At 58.1% G+C, this 12,843-nt stretch carries 13 protein-coding genes; 12 read left to right on the top strand and 1 reads right to left on the bottom strand.

What is annotated here, in order from left to right:
- The 12 genes from sufB to fdxB form a co-directional block, all read left to right on the top strand.
- The coding region (sufB, locus tag K359_RS0143585; RefSeq protein WP_029084742.1) for a Fe-S cluster assembly protein SufB at window positions 1–1,090 on the top strand (1,090 nt) is incomplete at its 5' end.
- Window positions 1,091–1,158: 68 nt separating this feature from the next.
- The gene (gene sufC / locus K359_RS0143580; protein WP_029084741.1) at window positions 1,159–1,911 is read left to right on the top strand and encodes a Fe-S cluster assembly ATPase SufC; all 753 of its coding nucleotides are present in this window, start codon (window positions 1,159–1,161) and stop codon (window positions 1,909–1,911) included.
- Window positions 1,912–1,930: 19 nt separating this feature from the next.
- The gene (gene sufD / locus K359_RS0143575) at window positions 1,931–3,253 is read left to right on the top strand and encodes a Fe-S cluster assembly protein SufD (RefSeq protein ID WP_029084740.1); all 1,323 of its coding nucleotides are present in this window, start codon (window positions 1,931–1,933) and stop codon (window positions 3,251–3,253) included.
- Window positions 3,250–4,497, top strand: coding sequence for a cysteine desulfurase (locus K359_RS0143570; protein WP_035978206.1), 1,248 nt, complete (start codon window positions 3,250–3,252; stop codon window positions 4,495–4,497). Before sufD ends, K359_RS0143570 begins: the two co-directional genes overlap by 4 nt.
- A gap of 469 nt (window positions 4,498–4,966) precedes the next feature.
- Window positions 4,967–6,469 (top strand): nitrogenase molybdenum-iron protein alpha chain, encoded by a 1,503-nt coding sequence (nifD, locus tag K359_RS0143565; protein ID WP_029084738.1) that lies wholly within the window; start codon window positions 4,967–4,969, stop codon window positions 6,467–6,469.
- Window positions 6,470–6,536: 67 nt separating this feature from the next.
- Window positions 6,537–8,093 carry a nitrogenase molybdenum-iron protein subunit beta gene (nifK, locus tag K359_RS0143560; protein ID WP_029084737.1) on the top strand — a complete coding sequence of 519 codons (1,557 nt, stop codon included), beginning with the start codon at window positions 6,537–6,539 and terminating at the stop codon, window positions 8,091–8,093.
- A gap of 95 nt (window positions 8,094–8,188) precedes the next feature.
- Window positions 8,189–9,835 (top strand): nitrogenase iron-molybdenum cofactor biosynthesis protein NifE, encoded by a 1,647-nt coding sequence (gene nifE, locus K359_RS0143555; RefSeq protein ID WP_029084736.1) that lies wholly within the window; start codon window positions 8,189–8,191, stop codon window positions 9,833–9,835.
- Between the two features lie 8 nt (window positions 9,836–9,843).
- Window positions 9,844–11,253 carry a nitrogenase iron-molybdenum cofactor biosynthesis protein NifN gene (nifN, locus tag K359_RS0143550; RefSeq protein WP_029084735.1) on the top strand — a complete coding sequence of 470 codons (1,410 nt, stop codon included), beginning with the start codon at window positions 9,844–9,846 and terminating at the stop codon, window positions 11,251–11,253.
- The gene (gene nifX, locus K359_RS0143545) at window positions 11,250–11,645 is read left to right on the top strand and encodes a nitrogen fixation protein NifX (RefSeq protein WP_029084734.1); all 396 of its coding nucleotides are present in this window, start codon (window positions 11,250–11,252) and stop codon (window positions 11,643–11,645) included. The genes nifN and nifX overlap by 4 nt, the downstream gene beginning before the upstream one ends.
- 6 nt (window positions 11,646–11,651) lie before the next feature.
- Complete coding sequence (locus K359_RS55405) at window positions 11,652–12,053, top strand: NifX-associated nitrogen fixation protein (RefSeq protein WP_084518764.1); 402 nt, start codon at window positions 11,652–11,654, stop codon at window positions 12,051–12,053.
- Window positions 12,054–12,061: 8 nt separating this feature from the next.
- On the top strand, window positions 12,062–12,262 hold the full coding sequence (locus tag K359_RS0143535; RefSeq protein WP_029084733.1) for a CCE_0567 family metalloprotein: 201 nt from the start codon (window positions 12,062–12,064) through the stop codon (window positions 12,260–12,262).
- A gap of 13 nt (window positions 12,263–12,275) precedes the next feature.
- A complete protein-coding gene (fdxB, locus tag K359_RS0143530) occupies window positions 12,276–12,575 on the top strand; it encodes a ferredoxin III, nif-specific (RefSeq protein ID WP_029084732.1) in 300 nt (99 codons plus the stop codon).
- Between the two features lie 25 nt (window positions 12,576–12,600).
- On the opposite strand, the gene K359_RS0143525 is transcribed toward fdxB, so the two are convergent.
- The coding region (locus K359_RS0143525; RefSeq protein WP_029084731.1) for a transposase at window positions 12,601–12,843 on the bottom strand (243 nt) is incomplete at its 5' end.

Here is a 12,843-nt window from a genome sequence, read left to right as displayed (position 1 = left end):
GTCGCCCAGCCGCAAGATCGCGGTCGACGCCGTGTTCGATTCGGTGTCGGTGGCGACCACCTTCCAGAAGGAGCTGAAGGCGGCCGGCGTGATCTTCATGCCGATCTCGGAGGCGATCCGCGAGCATCCCGAGCTGGTGCAGAAATATCTGGGTACCGTGGTGCCGACCACGGACAATTACTTCGCGACGCTGAACTCGGCGGTGTTCTCCGACGGCTCGTTCGTTTACGTGCCGCCGGGCGTGCGTTGCCCGATGGAGCTGTCGACCTATTTCCGCATCAACGAGCGCAACACCGGCCAGTTCGAGCGCACGCTGATCATCGCCGACAAGGGCTCCTACGTCTCCTATCTCGAAGGCTGCACCGCGCCGCAGCGCGACGAGAACCAGTTGCACGCCGCCGTGGTGGAGTTGGTCACACTCGACGATGCCGAGATCAAGTATTCGACGGTGCAGAACTGGTACCCCGGCAATTCCGAGGGCAAGGGCGGCATCTACAATTTCGTCACCAAGCGCGGCGACTGCCGCGGCAGGAATTCCAAGATCTCCTGGACCCAGGTCGAGACCGGTTCGGCGATCACCTGGAAATATCCGAGCTGCATCCTGCGCGGCGACAATTCGAGCGGCGAGTTCTACTCGATCGCGATCTCGAACGGCTTCCAGCAGGTCGATAGCGGCACCAAGATGATCCACCTCGGCAAGAACACGTCGAGCCGGATCATCTCCAAGGGCATCGCCGCCGGCAAATCGCAGAACACCTATCGCGGCCTCGTCAGTGCGCACCGTAAAGCCACCGGCGCGCGCAACTACACCGCCTGCGATTCGCTCCTGATCGGCGACAAATGCGGCGCGCACACCGTGCCCTATGTCGAGGCCAAGAACTCCTCGGCAACGTTCGAGCACGAAGCGACCACGTCGAAGATCTCCGAGGACGTGCTGTTCTACTGCGTGCAGAGAGGCTTGAGCGAGCAACAGGCCCTTGGCCTTGTCGTCAATGGCTTCGCCAAGGACGTTCTGCAAAAACTGCCGATGGAGTTCGCGGTGGAAGCGCAGAAGCTGATCTCGATCTCGCTCGAAGGGTCCGTCGGATAGCCAACCGTCCCGCGGGACCTCCCGAGTGCGGCTCACCCGGGATGATGCATTTCAGGAGATAGATCAGAATGGCGCTACTCGAAGTTCGAGATTTGCATGCCGGCATGGACGAGCGCGAAATTCTTCGCGGGTTCGATCTTACGGTCAACGCGGGTGAGGTACACGCGATCATGGGGCCGAACGGCTCCGGAAAGACCACGCTCAGCCACATTATTTCCGGCAAGCCCGGGTATCAAGTGAGTGCAGGCCAAATCCTGTTCAACGATGAAGATCTTCTCGCGATGGAACCGGAGGAGCGCGCTGGCAAGGGGATATTTCTTGCGTTTCAGTATCCGGTGGAAATTCCCGGCGTGACCACCATGAACTTCCTGCGTACGGCGTTGAACGCTCAGCGTAAAGCGCGCGGGCAAAAGGAATTCTCCACGCCCGATTTTCTCAAAAGGGCCCGCGAGATAGCCAAGTCGCTCAACATCCCACAAGGCATGCTGAAGCGCGGCTTCAATGTCGGATTTTCCGGCGGCGAGAAAAAGCGCAACGAGATTTTGCAGATGGCGCTATTCGAGTCGAGCCTGTGCATCTTGGATGAGATAGATTCCGGCCTCGATATCGACGCGCTGCGCATCGTCTCCAACAGTATCAACGCTCTGCGTTCGCCGGAACGGGCGATGATCGTGATCACCCACTATCGGCGGCTTCTCGACTATATAGCGCCGGATTTTGTGCATGTGATGTCCAAAGGGCGGGTAAGGAAGCGCGGCGGCAGAGAACTCGCGCTGGAGCTCGAGGCTTGTGGCTACGCTCAATTTGAAGGTGCGGCCTGACCTCTCAAGAGATTTCCTGATGAAGCAAGTTTTGGCAAGAGAAGCCGACGCCGGACGTGCAAAGAGCAATCTCTTCACCGCGGCGCACGGACGGCTGCCTGGCTGTGGGCCTGTCGCCCATATCCGTGCGAGGGCATTCGAGGCCTACGAGCGTGCCGGCCTCCCGCATCGGCGCATCGAGGCTTGGAAATATACAGATCTATGCGCCTTGATCGGCGAGGTACTGCCACTCGCTCCGCGACCAGATGCAGCTGCGCTGGTGCGCGCAAAGTCGTCGGTCATGCAAGCGGCTGCCGATCAAGCAGTCAAACTGGTTTTGGTGGATGGAATATTCGCACCCGAGCTATCCGACGTCGGTAGCCTCGAAAATGGGATCGATGTGCGGTCGTTGCGGGAGATTCTGGAGAATCCGGCCAATAGCGCAATGGCCGGCCTGGTGCTTTCGACCACAACTGATGCGATGATCTCGCTCAATGCCGCGATGGCGACCGACGGCCTGGTGATTACGATCGCCGAGGGCAGCGCGATTAAGCGTCCCATTCAGATCGTTCACGTTGCAACCTCATTGTCGGTGTCCGACTTTACCCGTTCCTACCTGCAGCTAGGTAAGGGAGCGCACGCGGCTGTGGTGGAAACATTCGTCGCGGCTGATGGCGCGAGCCGATATCAAACCAACGATGCGATAATTGTCCTGGTTGGTGACGAGGCGAGCCTTTCGTATATCCGGGTGGCAGCTGATGCCGCTGACGCCGTGAACCTTTCGTCGGGAATCATCGTAGTCGGTACCAGAGCGAGCCTCAATCTCTTCAGCATGACCTGCAGCGGCTCCATCGGTCGCTATCAGGGATTCGTCACACTGGCCGGCGAGGGATCCAGGCTCTCGGCGAACGGGGTCAATCTCATCAGGGAAAAACAGCACGCCGACACAACAATCGTAGTCGACCACGCCGTGCCGCATTGCATCAGTCGGAATAAGTTCCACGCGGTCGTCGACGATTGCGGCCGCTCGGTGTTCCAGGGCCAAGTCGTCGTACGTCCCGCCTCGCAGAAGACGGAAGCCGCGCTGATGACGCGAGCGCTGCTCCTGTCCGACCAGGCCGAGGCGGACAATAAGCCCGAACTCGAAATCCTTGCCGACGACGTGACTTGCGGCCACGGATCGACTTCAGGTGCGCTGGACACCAGTCTCATATTCTATCTGCGCGCTCGAGGTCTATCAGAGAAGGATGCGCAGGCGTTGTTGATTAGAGCATTCATTGGCGAGCCGATCGAGGAGATCCCCGCCGGCAATCTGCGCGAATTTGTGACCGCGCGAGCTGAACACTGGCTGCGGGCGCGATGAGTGTGCACCCCGCGATAGGCAACGGTAGTTACCAGGTCAGCCGTCTGCGCGCGGACTTTCCTGCGCTGTCCATGACGGTGTACGACAAGCCGCTTGTGTACCTTGATAACGCCGCATCCGCGCAAAAGCCGAATGCGGTTCTTGACCGCATGATGCATGTGTACTCCAGCGAATACGCCAACGTACATCGCGGCCTGCACTATCTGGCGAATGCGGCGACGGAGGCGTATGAGGGCGCCCGTACCAAGGTGGCGCGGTTTGTGAACGCACATCTGAACGAAGAGATCGTCTTCACCCGCAGCGCTACGGAGGCCATCAATCTGGTCGCCCAGACCTTCGGCCGTGAACGGGTCAGCGCCGGTGACGAGATCGTTCTGTCGATTATGGAACACCACTCCAACATTGTGCCGTGGCATTTTTTAAGAGAACGGCTCGGCGCAGTCATCAAGTGGGCGCCGGTTGATGATGACGGCAATTTCCTGCTCGATGCATTTGAGCGGCTCTTGACCCCGCGCACCAAGATGGTTGCGATCACTCAGATGTCGAACGTGCTGGGTACCGTTTTGCCAGTGAAAGACGTAGTGAGGATCGCACATGCACGGGGTATTCCCGTACTGGTCGACGGCTCGCAAGGATGTGTCCATTTGACCGTCGACGTCTGCGACATCGATTGCGATTTCTACGTAATGACAGGCCATAAACTCTATGGTCCGACAGGGATCGGCGTGCTTTACGGCAAGTCAGAGCATCTTTCGTCAATGCCGCCCTTCAATGGTGGCGGCGAGATGATCCGTCAGGTCTCGCGTGCCGGCGTCATCTATGGTGAACCGCCGCACCGGTTCGAGGCGGGGACGCCGCCGATTGTCGAGGCGATCGGTTTGGGGGCGGCTTTAGATTACATCAATTCGATAGGCAAAGAACAGATCCGCAAGCACGAGAACGCGCTGCTCGCTTACGCAAATGAGAAGCTAGGGGACATCAACGCCGTACGAATCATCGGGACGCCGGCCGAAAAGGGGCCGATCATCTCCTTTGATATGAAAGGCGCGCATGCACATGACATTGCTACGGTCATCGACCGCGCCGGAGTTGCAGTGCGGGCGGGTGGCCATTGCGCGATGCCGCTGCTCGAGCGCTTGGGTGTGCTGGCGACGTGCCGTGCGTCTTTCGCACTTTACAACACAAGTGAAGAGATTGATACGCTCGTGCGGGCACTTATCAAGGCACGACAGCTGTTATCGTGAGCCGGTGAGCTTGCGGCGTCTGGGCGGTGGAGCATCGAACTCCCGACGATGACGACGTCATAACCGTTGGCATCATCGTCGTCGCTGAAGGCAAGTATCTGTAGATCTCAACAAGCATGGATGGCGTCGGCAAACCCGGGCTCGATCAGCCGGCCTTTGCCGCTCGGTTCGCTTGTTACGGGCGCTCTCTCGAGCGCGGAGCATCGCGATCGGCAGCCGCACATCTGGAATCGTGCGGTGCTACTTCACATATCGCCGCCCCTGTTCCATTTCGAACAGGACCAAACGAAGGGTTCTCCGGGCAAAGCGCGATGTCGCGTTAGCCACAATACCCCGTGCTGCACCACGGAGCGCGCTAACTGATTTCAATCGTTCCGCTTTTTGTGCTCGCGCCGCACTGGCATGCTCGTTGCAAAACTCTAGGTCACGAAGCCGCTCTCGCAACAGCTAACCCTCGAAGGACCTCAGCATGAGCCTCGCCTCGACCCAGAGCATCGCAGAAATCAGGGCTCGCAACAAAGAGCTGATTGAGGAGGTCCTGAAGGTCTATCCGGAGAAGACCGCAAAACGGCGCGCCAAGCATCTCAACGTGCACCAAGCCGGCAAGTCGGACTGTGGGGTCAAGTCCAACATCAAATCCATCCCTGGTGTGATGACAATCAGAGGCTGCGCCTACGCAGGATCCAAGGGCGTGGTCTGGGGGCCGATCAAGGACATGGTCCATATCAGCCATGGACCGGTGGGCTGCGGTCAGTACTCGTGGGGCTCGCGTCGTAACTATTACGTTGGCACGACCGGGATCGATAGCTTCGTGACCCTGCAATTCACCTCCGACTTCCAGGAAAAGGATATCGTATTCGGTGGCGACAAGAAACTGGTCAAAGTTCTTGACGAAATCCAGGAGCTTTTCCCACTCAACAACGGCATCACCATCCAGTCGGAATGCCCGATCGGATTGATTGGAGACGACATCGAGGCTGTGTCAAGAGCGAAATCCAAGGAGTATGGCGGCAAGACCATCGTGCCGGTCCGTTGCGAGGGCTTTCGCGGCGTCTCGCAGTCGCTCGGCCACCACATTGCCAACGACGCCGTGCGTGATTGGATTTTCGACAAGTTCGAGCCAGATGGTAAACCGAAGTTTGAGTCGACGCCGTACGATGTTGCGATCATCGGAGACTACAATATCGGCGGCGACGCCTGGTCATCGCGAATTCTTCTGGAGGAAATGGGCCTGCGGGTGATTGCGCAGTGGTCTGGTGACGGTTCACTCGCTGAGCTCGAGGCAACGCCGAAGGCAAAGCTCAACATTCTGCATTGTTACCGCTCCATGAACTACATCTCCCGCCACATGGAAGAGAAGTTCGGTATTCCGTGGTGCGAGTATAACTTCTTTGGACCTTCAAAGATCGCAGTGTCGCTGCGCAAGATCGCGGGCTACTTCGACGATAAGATTAAAGAAGGCGCTGAGCGGGTGATTGAAAAGTACCAGCCGCTGGTGAGCGCCGTAATAGCAAGATATCGCCCGCGCCTGGAGGGCAAGACGGTGATGTTGTACGTCGGCGGTCTTCGCCCGCGTCATGTGATTGGCGCATACGAGGACCTCGGGATGGAAGTCGTGGGTACCGGATACGAGTTCGGCCACAACGACGACTATCAGCGCACCGCCCAGCACTACGTCAAGGACAGCACGCTCATCTACGACGACGTCAATGGCTACGAGTTCGAGCGTTTTGTCGAAAAGCTCCAGCCCGACCTGGTCGGATCGGGCATCAAGGAAAAATACGTTTTCCAAAAGATGGGTATACCGTTCCGGCAGATGCATTCCTGGGACTATTCAGGTCCATATCACGGCTATGACGGCTTTGCGATCTTCGCGCGCGACATGGACATGGCTGTCAACTCGCCGATCTGGAAGAAGATGAAAGCGCCTTGGAAAGAAGCTTCGAAGTCGAAGCTCTTGGCTGCAGAATAAAGCAATGTATCTGGCTCTTCGTGGAGAGCCGGGACGATACCAATTTCGATAGTGAAGGATCTTAAAAATGGCGCAGAGTGCAGAACACGTGCTCGATCATCTCGAACTGTTTCGCGGTCCAGAATACCAGCAGATGCTGGCTAACAAGAAGACGTTCGAGAATTCCCGCGATCCAGCCGAGGTTGAACGCATCAAGGAATGGACGAAAACGCCTGAATACCGCGAGAAGAATTTTGCGCGGGAGGCGCTGGCGGTAAATCCGGCCAAAGCCTGCCAGCCGCTTGGCGCCGTGTTCGCCTCGGTCGGTTTTGAGGGCACGCTGCCCTTCGTCCACGGCTCGCAAGGCTGCGTGGCTTACTACCGCAGCCATCTGTCGAGGCACTTCAAGGAGCCGAGTTCCTGCGTCTCTTCCTCGATGACGGAAGACGCCGCGGTGTTCGGCGGCTTGAACAACATGATCGATGGACTTGCCAACAGCTACAACATGTACAAGCCCAAGATGATTGCGGTTTCCACGACCTGCATGGCCGAGGTGATTGGCGATGATCTCAATGCGTTCATCAAGACATCGAAGGAAAAGGGCTCTGTTCCGGCGGAGTTCGACGTGCCGTTTGCACACACGCCGGCGTTCGTCGGTAGCCACGTCACCGGGTATGACAACGCACTCAAGGGTGTTCTGGAGCATTTCTGGGACGGCAAGGCCGGAACAGCGCCGAAGCTGGAGCGCAAGCCAAACGAGTCGATCAACATCATTGGTGGGTTCGATGGCTACACCGTCGGAAACCTTCGTGAGATTAAGCGCATCTTGGCGCTGATGGGTATCCAATACACCATACTGGCCGATAACTCCGACGTCTTCGATACCCCGACTGATGGCGATTTCCGGATGTATGACGGCGGCACCACGCTGGAAGACGCAGCTAACGCGGTTCACGCCAAGGCGACAATCTCAATGCAGCAGTGGTGTACCGAAAAAACGCTGCCGCTCGTGTCTGAGCATGGCCAGGACGTCGTCTCTTTCAATTACCCGGTGGGCGTCTCCGCAACAGATGACCTTCTCCTGGCGCTATCACGCATCAGCGGCAAGCAGGTCCCGGAGCAACTCGCGCGAGAGCGTGGCCGCTTGGTTGATGCCATCGCTGACTCCAGCGCGCATATCCATGGCAAGAAGTTCGCAATCTATGGCGATCCGGATCTCTGCTATGGGTTGGCCGCCTTTCTGCTCGAACTCGGCGCCGAACCAACCCATGTGCTGTCCACCAACGGCAATAAGGCGTGGCAGGACAAAATGCAGGCGCTGTTTGCAAGCTCACCGTTTGGGCATGCCTGCCAGTCCTATCCGGGCCGAGACCTCTGGCACATGCGCTCGCTCTTGTTCACCGAGCCGGTCGATCTTCTGATTGGCAACACCTATGGCAAGTACCTGGAACGTGACACGGGAACGCCACTGATCCGCATCGGCTTTCCGGTGTTTGATCGGCATCATCACCACCGCTCCCCTGTGTGGGGCTATCAGGGCGGCCTGAATGTGCTGGTGAAGATCCTCGACAAGATCTTCGACGAAATCGACCGGAAGACCAACGTTCTTGGCAAAACTGACTACAGCTTCGACATCATTCGTTGATGACGGACAATGCACGTGCCGTCGCCGAAAACACTGGCGATGGCACGAGCGCACGATGGCTCAACTTGCAATTAGTTCGGCTAAGAGGAGAACGGATGAGTTCGCTGTCAGCTACGGTCCAGAATATTTTCAACGAGCCGGGCTGCGCCAAGAACGGCAGTAAGTCGGAGGCTGAGCGCAAGAAGGGATGCACCAAGCTACTGCAGCCGGGTAGTGCGGCGGGCGGCTGCGCCTTCGACGGTGCTAAGATCGCGCTACAGCCGTTTACCGACGTCGCTCATTTGGTGCATGGTCCGATCGCTTGCGAAGGCAACTCCTGGGACAATCGCGGCGCGGCGTCTTCCGGTTCGAATCTATGGCGCACCGCATTCACAACCGATATGAACGAAACCGATATCGTATTTGGAGGTGAGAGGCGGCTCTGGAAGGCGATCAAGGAAATCGTCGACAAGCATGACCCGCCCGCCATTTTCGTCTATCAGACCTGTGTTCCCGCGATGATCGGCGACGACGTCAACGCGGTCTGTAAGGCCGCCTCGCAAAGGTTCGGCAAACCGGTCATCCCGATCAATTCCCCGGGGTTCGTTGGCTCCAAGAACCTCGGCAATAAGCTCGCCGGCGAGGCTTTGCTGGAACATGTGATCGGAACGCGGGAGCCAGACCGCACCACACCTTACGACATCAATCTGATCGGAGAATACAATCTTTCGGGGGAGCTCTGGCAAGTCAAGCCTTCGCTCGATGAGCTTGGAATCCGGATTCTCTCATGCATCTCGGGCGATGCCAAATATCGTGAAGTCGCGTCGTCCCATCGCGCCCGGGCGGCGATGTTGGTGTGCTCAAAGGCCATGATCAACGTCGCGCGCAAGATGGAGGAACGCTACGGAATCCCGTTCTTCGAAGGCTCGTTCTACGGTGTCCAGGATTCAAGTGATTCGCTGCGCCAGATTGCCCGCTTATTGGTTGAGCGCGGCGCACCGCAAGATCTGCTCGGGCGCACCGACGCGGTGATCGCGCGCGAGGAGGCGCGGGCCTGGGCCGCGATCGAGCCGTACAAGTCACGCTTCAAGGGAAAGAAGGCTTTGCTGATTACCGGCGGGGTCAAGTCATGGTCGGTCGTTGCGGCACTACAGGAGGCCGGGCTCGAATTGGTCGGAACCAGCGTGAAGAAATCGACAAGGGAGGACAAAGAGCGCATCAAGGAGCTCATGGGACAGGATGCCCACATGATCGAGGACATGTCGCCGCGTGAAATGTACGAGATGTTGAAGGGCGCAAAAGCGGACATCATGCTATCGGGCGGCAAATCGCAGTTCGTCGCGCTGAAAGCAACGACGCCTTGGCTCGATATCAACCAGGAGCGATGCCATGGCTATATGGGCTATGTCGGAATGATCAAGTTAGTGGAGGAGATCGACAAGTCGCTCTCAAATCCGATGTGGGAGCAGGTACGTCGACCGGCACCATGGGAGGCCTTGGCCAGGGCGAAGCTGCATATGCAGTCGCCGGCGGCCGAGATCGCCTGCGAACCGGCGCTCGCCGAAACGGCGCGCCGCGCGAGGAAGATTTGCCACTGTAACACGGTCGATCTCGGCACGATCGAGGATGCGATCTACGCGCATGGTCTGAGAAGCGTCGAGGAAGTCAAAGAGCACACCGATGCGGTCGGTGGTTGCTGCAAGAGACGCATCGAGGACATCTTGGTGCCCTCGCCATCTGCCATGCTGCAGGCCGCAGAATAGGGGGAATCATGGCCCTCACCACGGTGCCAACAAAAGCCTGCGCGGTCAACCCGCTGAAGATGAGCCAGCCGATTGGCGGCGCATTCGCCTTCATGGGGCTGCGCGGGGCGATGCCGCTTCTGCATGGCTCGCAAGGATGCACTTCTTTCGGGCTCACGCTCTTTGTGCGGCATTTCAAGGAGGTGGTACCGCTGCAGACCACCGCGATGAGCGAGGTCGCGACCGTGCTCGGCGGCTATGAGAACCTCGAGCAGGCGATACTCAATATCTACAACCGAGCCAAGCCAAAGATCGTCGGAATCTGCTCGACCGGCATCACCGAGACTAACGGAGACGATGTGGATGCTTACCTCAAGCTAATCCGAAACAAGCATCGGCAACTTGCGAAATTGCCGCTGGTCTATGTCTCGACACCCGATTTCAAGGGCGCGTTCCAGGACGGCTGGGAGAAGGCTGTGACGCGCATTGTGGAATTGCTGGTGGAAGGGCCCAACGTCAACGGCCTGCGCGATCCCTCGAGAGTGAACGTTCTTCCAGGATGTCACCTCACGCCGGGTGATCTTGACGAACTCCGTGCCATCCTGGAGGATTTTGGGTTGCGGCCATCCTTCCTGCCTGACCTGGCAGCGTCGCTCGATGGGCATATCCCCGACGAGTTTACGTCAACGACCATCGGCGGCATCGGCGTCGACGAGATCGCGAGCATGGGCCGCGCCGGGTGGACCATTGCAATCGGCGCGCAGATGCGGCGAGCGGCAGAGGTCATGCAGGCCAAAAGCGGCGTTCCATTTCGCCTCTTCGAGCGGCTGTGCGGCCTCGGTCCGTGCGACGAATTCATGACGTTTGTGAGTGAAATCAGCGGCCGTCCCGTGCCACCGAAATATCGGCGGCAGCGCGGCCAGCTCACGGATGCAATGCTGGACGCGCACTTCCATATTGGTGGTCGCAGACTTGCGATCGCCGCTGAGCCAGACCTCCTATATGATCTCTCCAGTATGCTGCACGAGATGGGGGCGCAGGTGCGTGCGGCCGTAACGACCACACAATCGGCGGTGATCGAGCGGATCAAGACCAACGAGGTGCTAATTGGTGATCTTGAGGATCTCGAAGAGCTTGCCAGAACCGAGAATTGCGACTTGCTGATCACGCATTCGCATGGCAGGCAAGCGGCTGCCCGGCTGAAAATTCCGTTCTATCGTGCGGGTTTTCCGATGTTCGATCGACTTGGCGCAGGGCACCAACTATCGATCGGTTATCGTGGTACCCGCGATCTGATCTTCGATATCGCCAATCTCGTGATCGCGGACCGCGAGGAGAACCATCCACCTACGCCCGATCGATGGCGGGCTCCGGTCGCACTGCCATCAAGGTCCGGGCATCTCAGTTCCATCGGTGCAGCCGAGAGGTCGACTGCATGAAGGTCGCATTCGCCACTCAAGATCTAAGGTGCGTCGATGCTCATTTTGGTTGGGCAAAGAATATTGCTATCTACGAGGTCGCGCCAAGCGGACACGTGTTTCTCAAAGCGGTTGAGTTTGAGGGCGATCTCAAGGAAGACGGCAACGACGACAAGTTAGCGCCGAAGATCGAGGCGATTAAAGATTGCGCAATTCTTTACGTTGCTGCCATCGGCGGTGCCGGTGCTGCCCGGGTGGTCGCCAACAAGATCCATCCGATCAAAGTAAACAAGCCAGAAAACATTCTGGTGCTGCTCGAAAAGCTCGAGGACGTCCTAAGAGGCACACCACCTCCCTGGCTACGCAAGGCAATGGCAAAGGACCAGCGGAGCACATTCGAGTTCGACGAATGAGATGAAATGACCGCAGAAATAGAGCAGCAGGACAGCTCCGCCGATGCGCTGTTCATCAAGGAGCTAGTCAAGATTTGGCGCGCTCAGGACACCACGGGAGCCTGGAAGGCCAAGAGCGATCTCGACCTTCTCGAGCCCTATGTCTTGGACAAGGAAAAGCGGCGTGCGTTGCCGATTGTCGGTGATCCTGGCCCCGATACGCTGTGGCGGCTGGAACTGTTCTTCAACGCGGTCGCGCTCGCGGTCGAGAGGGAAACCGGTGTGATGATCCAGCCGATCTTGAAGCTGCATCATGAAGGATTTGGCCGCATCGTGCTGATCGGAGGCCGGCTGAGCGCCGTGAACAAGCGGCTGCGTGATGTGCATCGCGACCTGATACGGAAGTTTCCGGACGTGGCGAACTATTGAGGATACTGATGAGCGAACGTGAAACACTGAAGGCTGAAATAAAGAAGCTATCGGCCAAAGCGCTACAAGCCAAAATGGATCTGCACGACCTTTCGGAGGAATTGCCCATCAACTGGACCTCGATCATGGTCGTTGCGCAGAAGGCGCACGATGCCTATGCCGAACTTGAGCGCAGAAACCATGATTTGAAGGCGTTGGAAAATACTTAAGAGGGGCCGACACATGTCATTTACAACGCGCGATGGCCGCGACTGGACGCCAGACTACCTGATGTCGATTGACGCCAAAAAATGCATCGGCTGTGGCCGCTGTTTCAAGGTGTGTGGCCGAGGTGTCATGGCGTTGAAGGGAATCAGCGAGGACGGCGAACTTGTTGATCTTGACGATGACGAGGACGATGAGATCGAAAAGAAGATCATGGTTCTGAATGATCAGGGCGCCTGCATCGGCTGCGGCGCGTGCGCCAGGGTGTGTCCGGCCAATTGCCAGGTCCATGTTTCAGCCCCAGCCGAAGCTGCCTGACCGGTGGCCCTAGAGCGTGATGAGTTTAGTTTTGGTCATATCCGGCGTTTGCGAAGTAGTTGGCGCATTCGGCCGGTGAGACGGTGCCGAGGATCGGAGCGATAGCATCGTAGACGGCCTCGGTGGTTCGCTGTGCGGCTTTGCGCAGCCAGTGTTTGAACTTGGCGAAGAACTGCTCGATCGGATTGAGATCAGGCGAGTATTTCGGCAGGTAGAAGAGCCGGGCGCCGGCGGCACGGATGGCGCGACGCACGGCGTGGGCCTTGTG

It is taken from the genome of Bradyrhizobium sp. th-b2, assembly GCF_000426785.1.
Classification (GTDB): Bacteria; Pseudomonadota; Alphaproteobacteria; order Rhizobiales; family Xanthobacteraceae; genus Bradyrhizobium; species Bradyrhizobium septentrionale.
Note: the sequence above shows the minus strand (reverse complement) of the source record. Positions and strands in the feature narration are given on the sequence as shown.

What these genes read in the sequence shown, in the direction of transcription:
- sufC (WP_029084741.1), top strand. Translation starts at nt 1,159, where the DNA reads ATGGCGCTACTCGAAGTTCGAGATTTGCATGCCGGCATGGACGAGCGC.
- sufD (WP_029084740.1), top strand. Translation starts at nt 1,931, where the DNA reads ATGAAGCAAGTTTTGGCAAGAGAAGCCGACGCCGGACGTGCAAAGAGC.
- K359_RS0143570 (WP_035978206.1), top strand. Translation starts at nt 3,250, where the DNA reads ATGAGTGTGCACCCCGCGATAGGCAACGGTAGTTACCAGGTCAGCCGT.
- nifD (WP_029084738.1), top strand. Translation starts at nt 4,967, where the DNA reads ATGAGCCTCGCCTCGACCCAGAGCATCGCAGAAATCAGGGCTCGCAAC.
- nifK (WP_029084737.1), top strand. Translation starts at nt 6,537, where the DNA reads ATGGCGCAGAGTGCAGAACACGTGCTCGATCATCTCGAACTGTTTCGC.
- nifE (WP_029084736.1), top strand. Translation starts at nt 8,189, where the DNA reads ATGAGTTCGCTGTCAGCTACGGTCCAGAATATTTTCAACGAGCCGGGC.
- nifN (WP_029084735.1), top strand. Translation starts at nt 9,844, where the DNA reads ATGGCCCTCACCACGGTGCCAACAAAAGCCTGCGCGGTCAACCCGCTG.
- nifX (WP_029084734.1), top strand. Translation starts at nt 11,250, where the DNA reads ATGAAGGTCGCATTCGCCACTCAAGATCTAAGGTGCGTCGATGCTCAT.
- K359_RS55405 (WP_084518764.1), top strand. Translation starts at nt 11,652, where the DNA reads ATGACCGCAGAAATAGAGCAGCAGGACAGCTCCGCCGATGCGCTGTTC.
- K359_RS0143535 (WP_029084733.1), top strand. Translation starts at nt 12,062, where the DNA reads ATGAGCGAACGTGAAACACTGAAGGCTGAAATAAAGAAGCTATCGGCC.
- fdxB (WP_029084732.1), top strand. Translation starts at nt 12,276, where the DNA reads ATGTCATTTACAACGCGCGATGGCCGCGACTGGACGCCAGACTACCTG.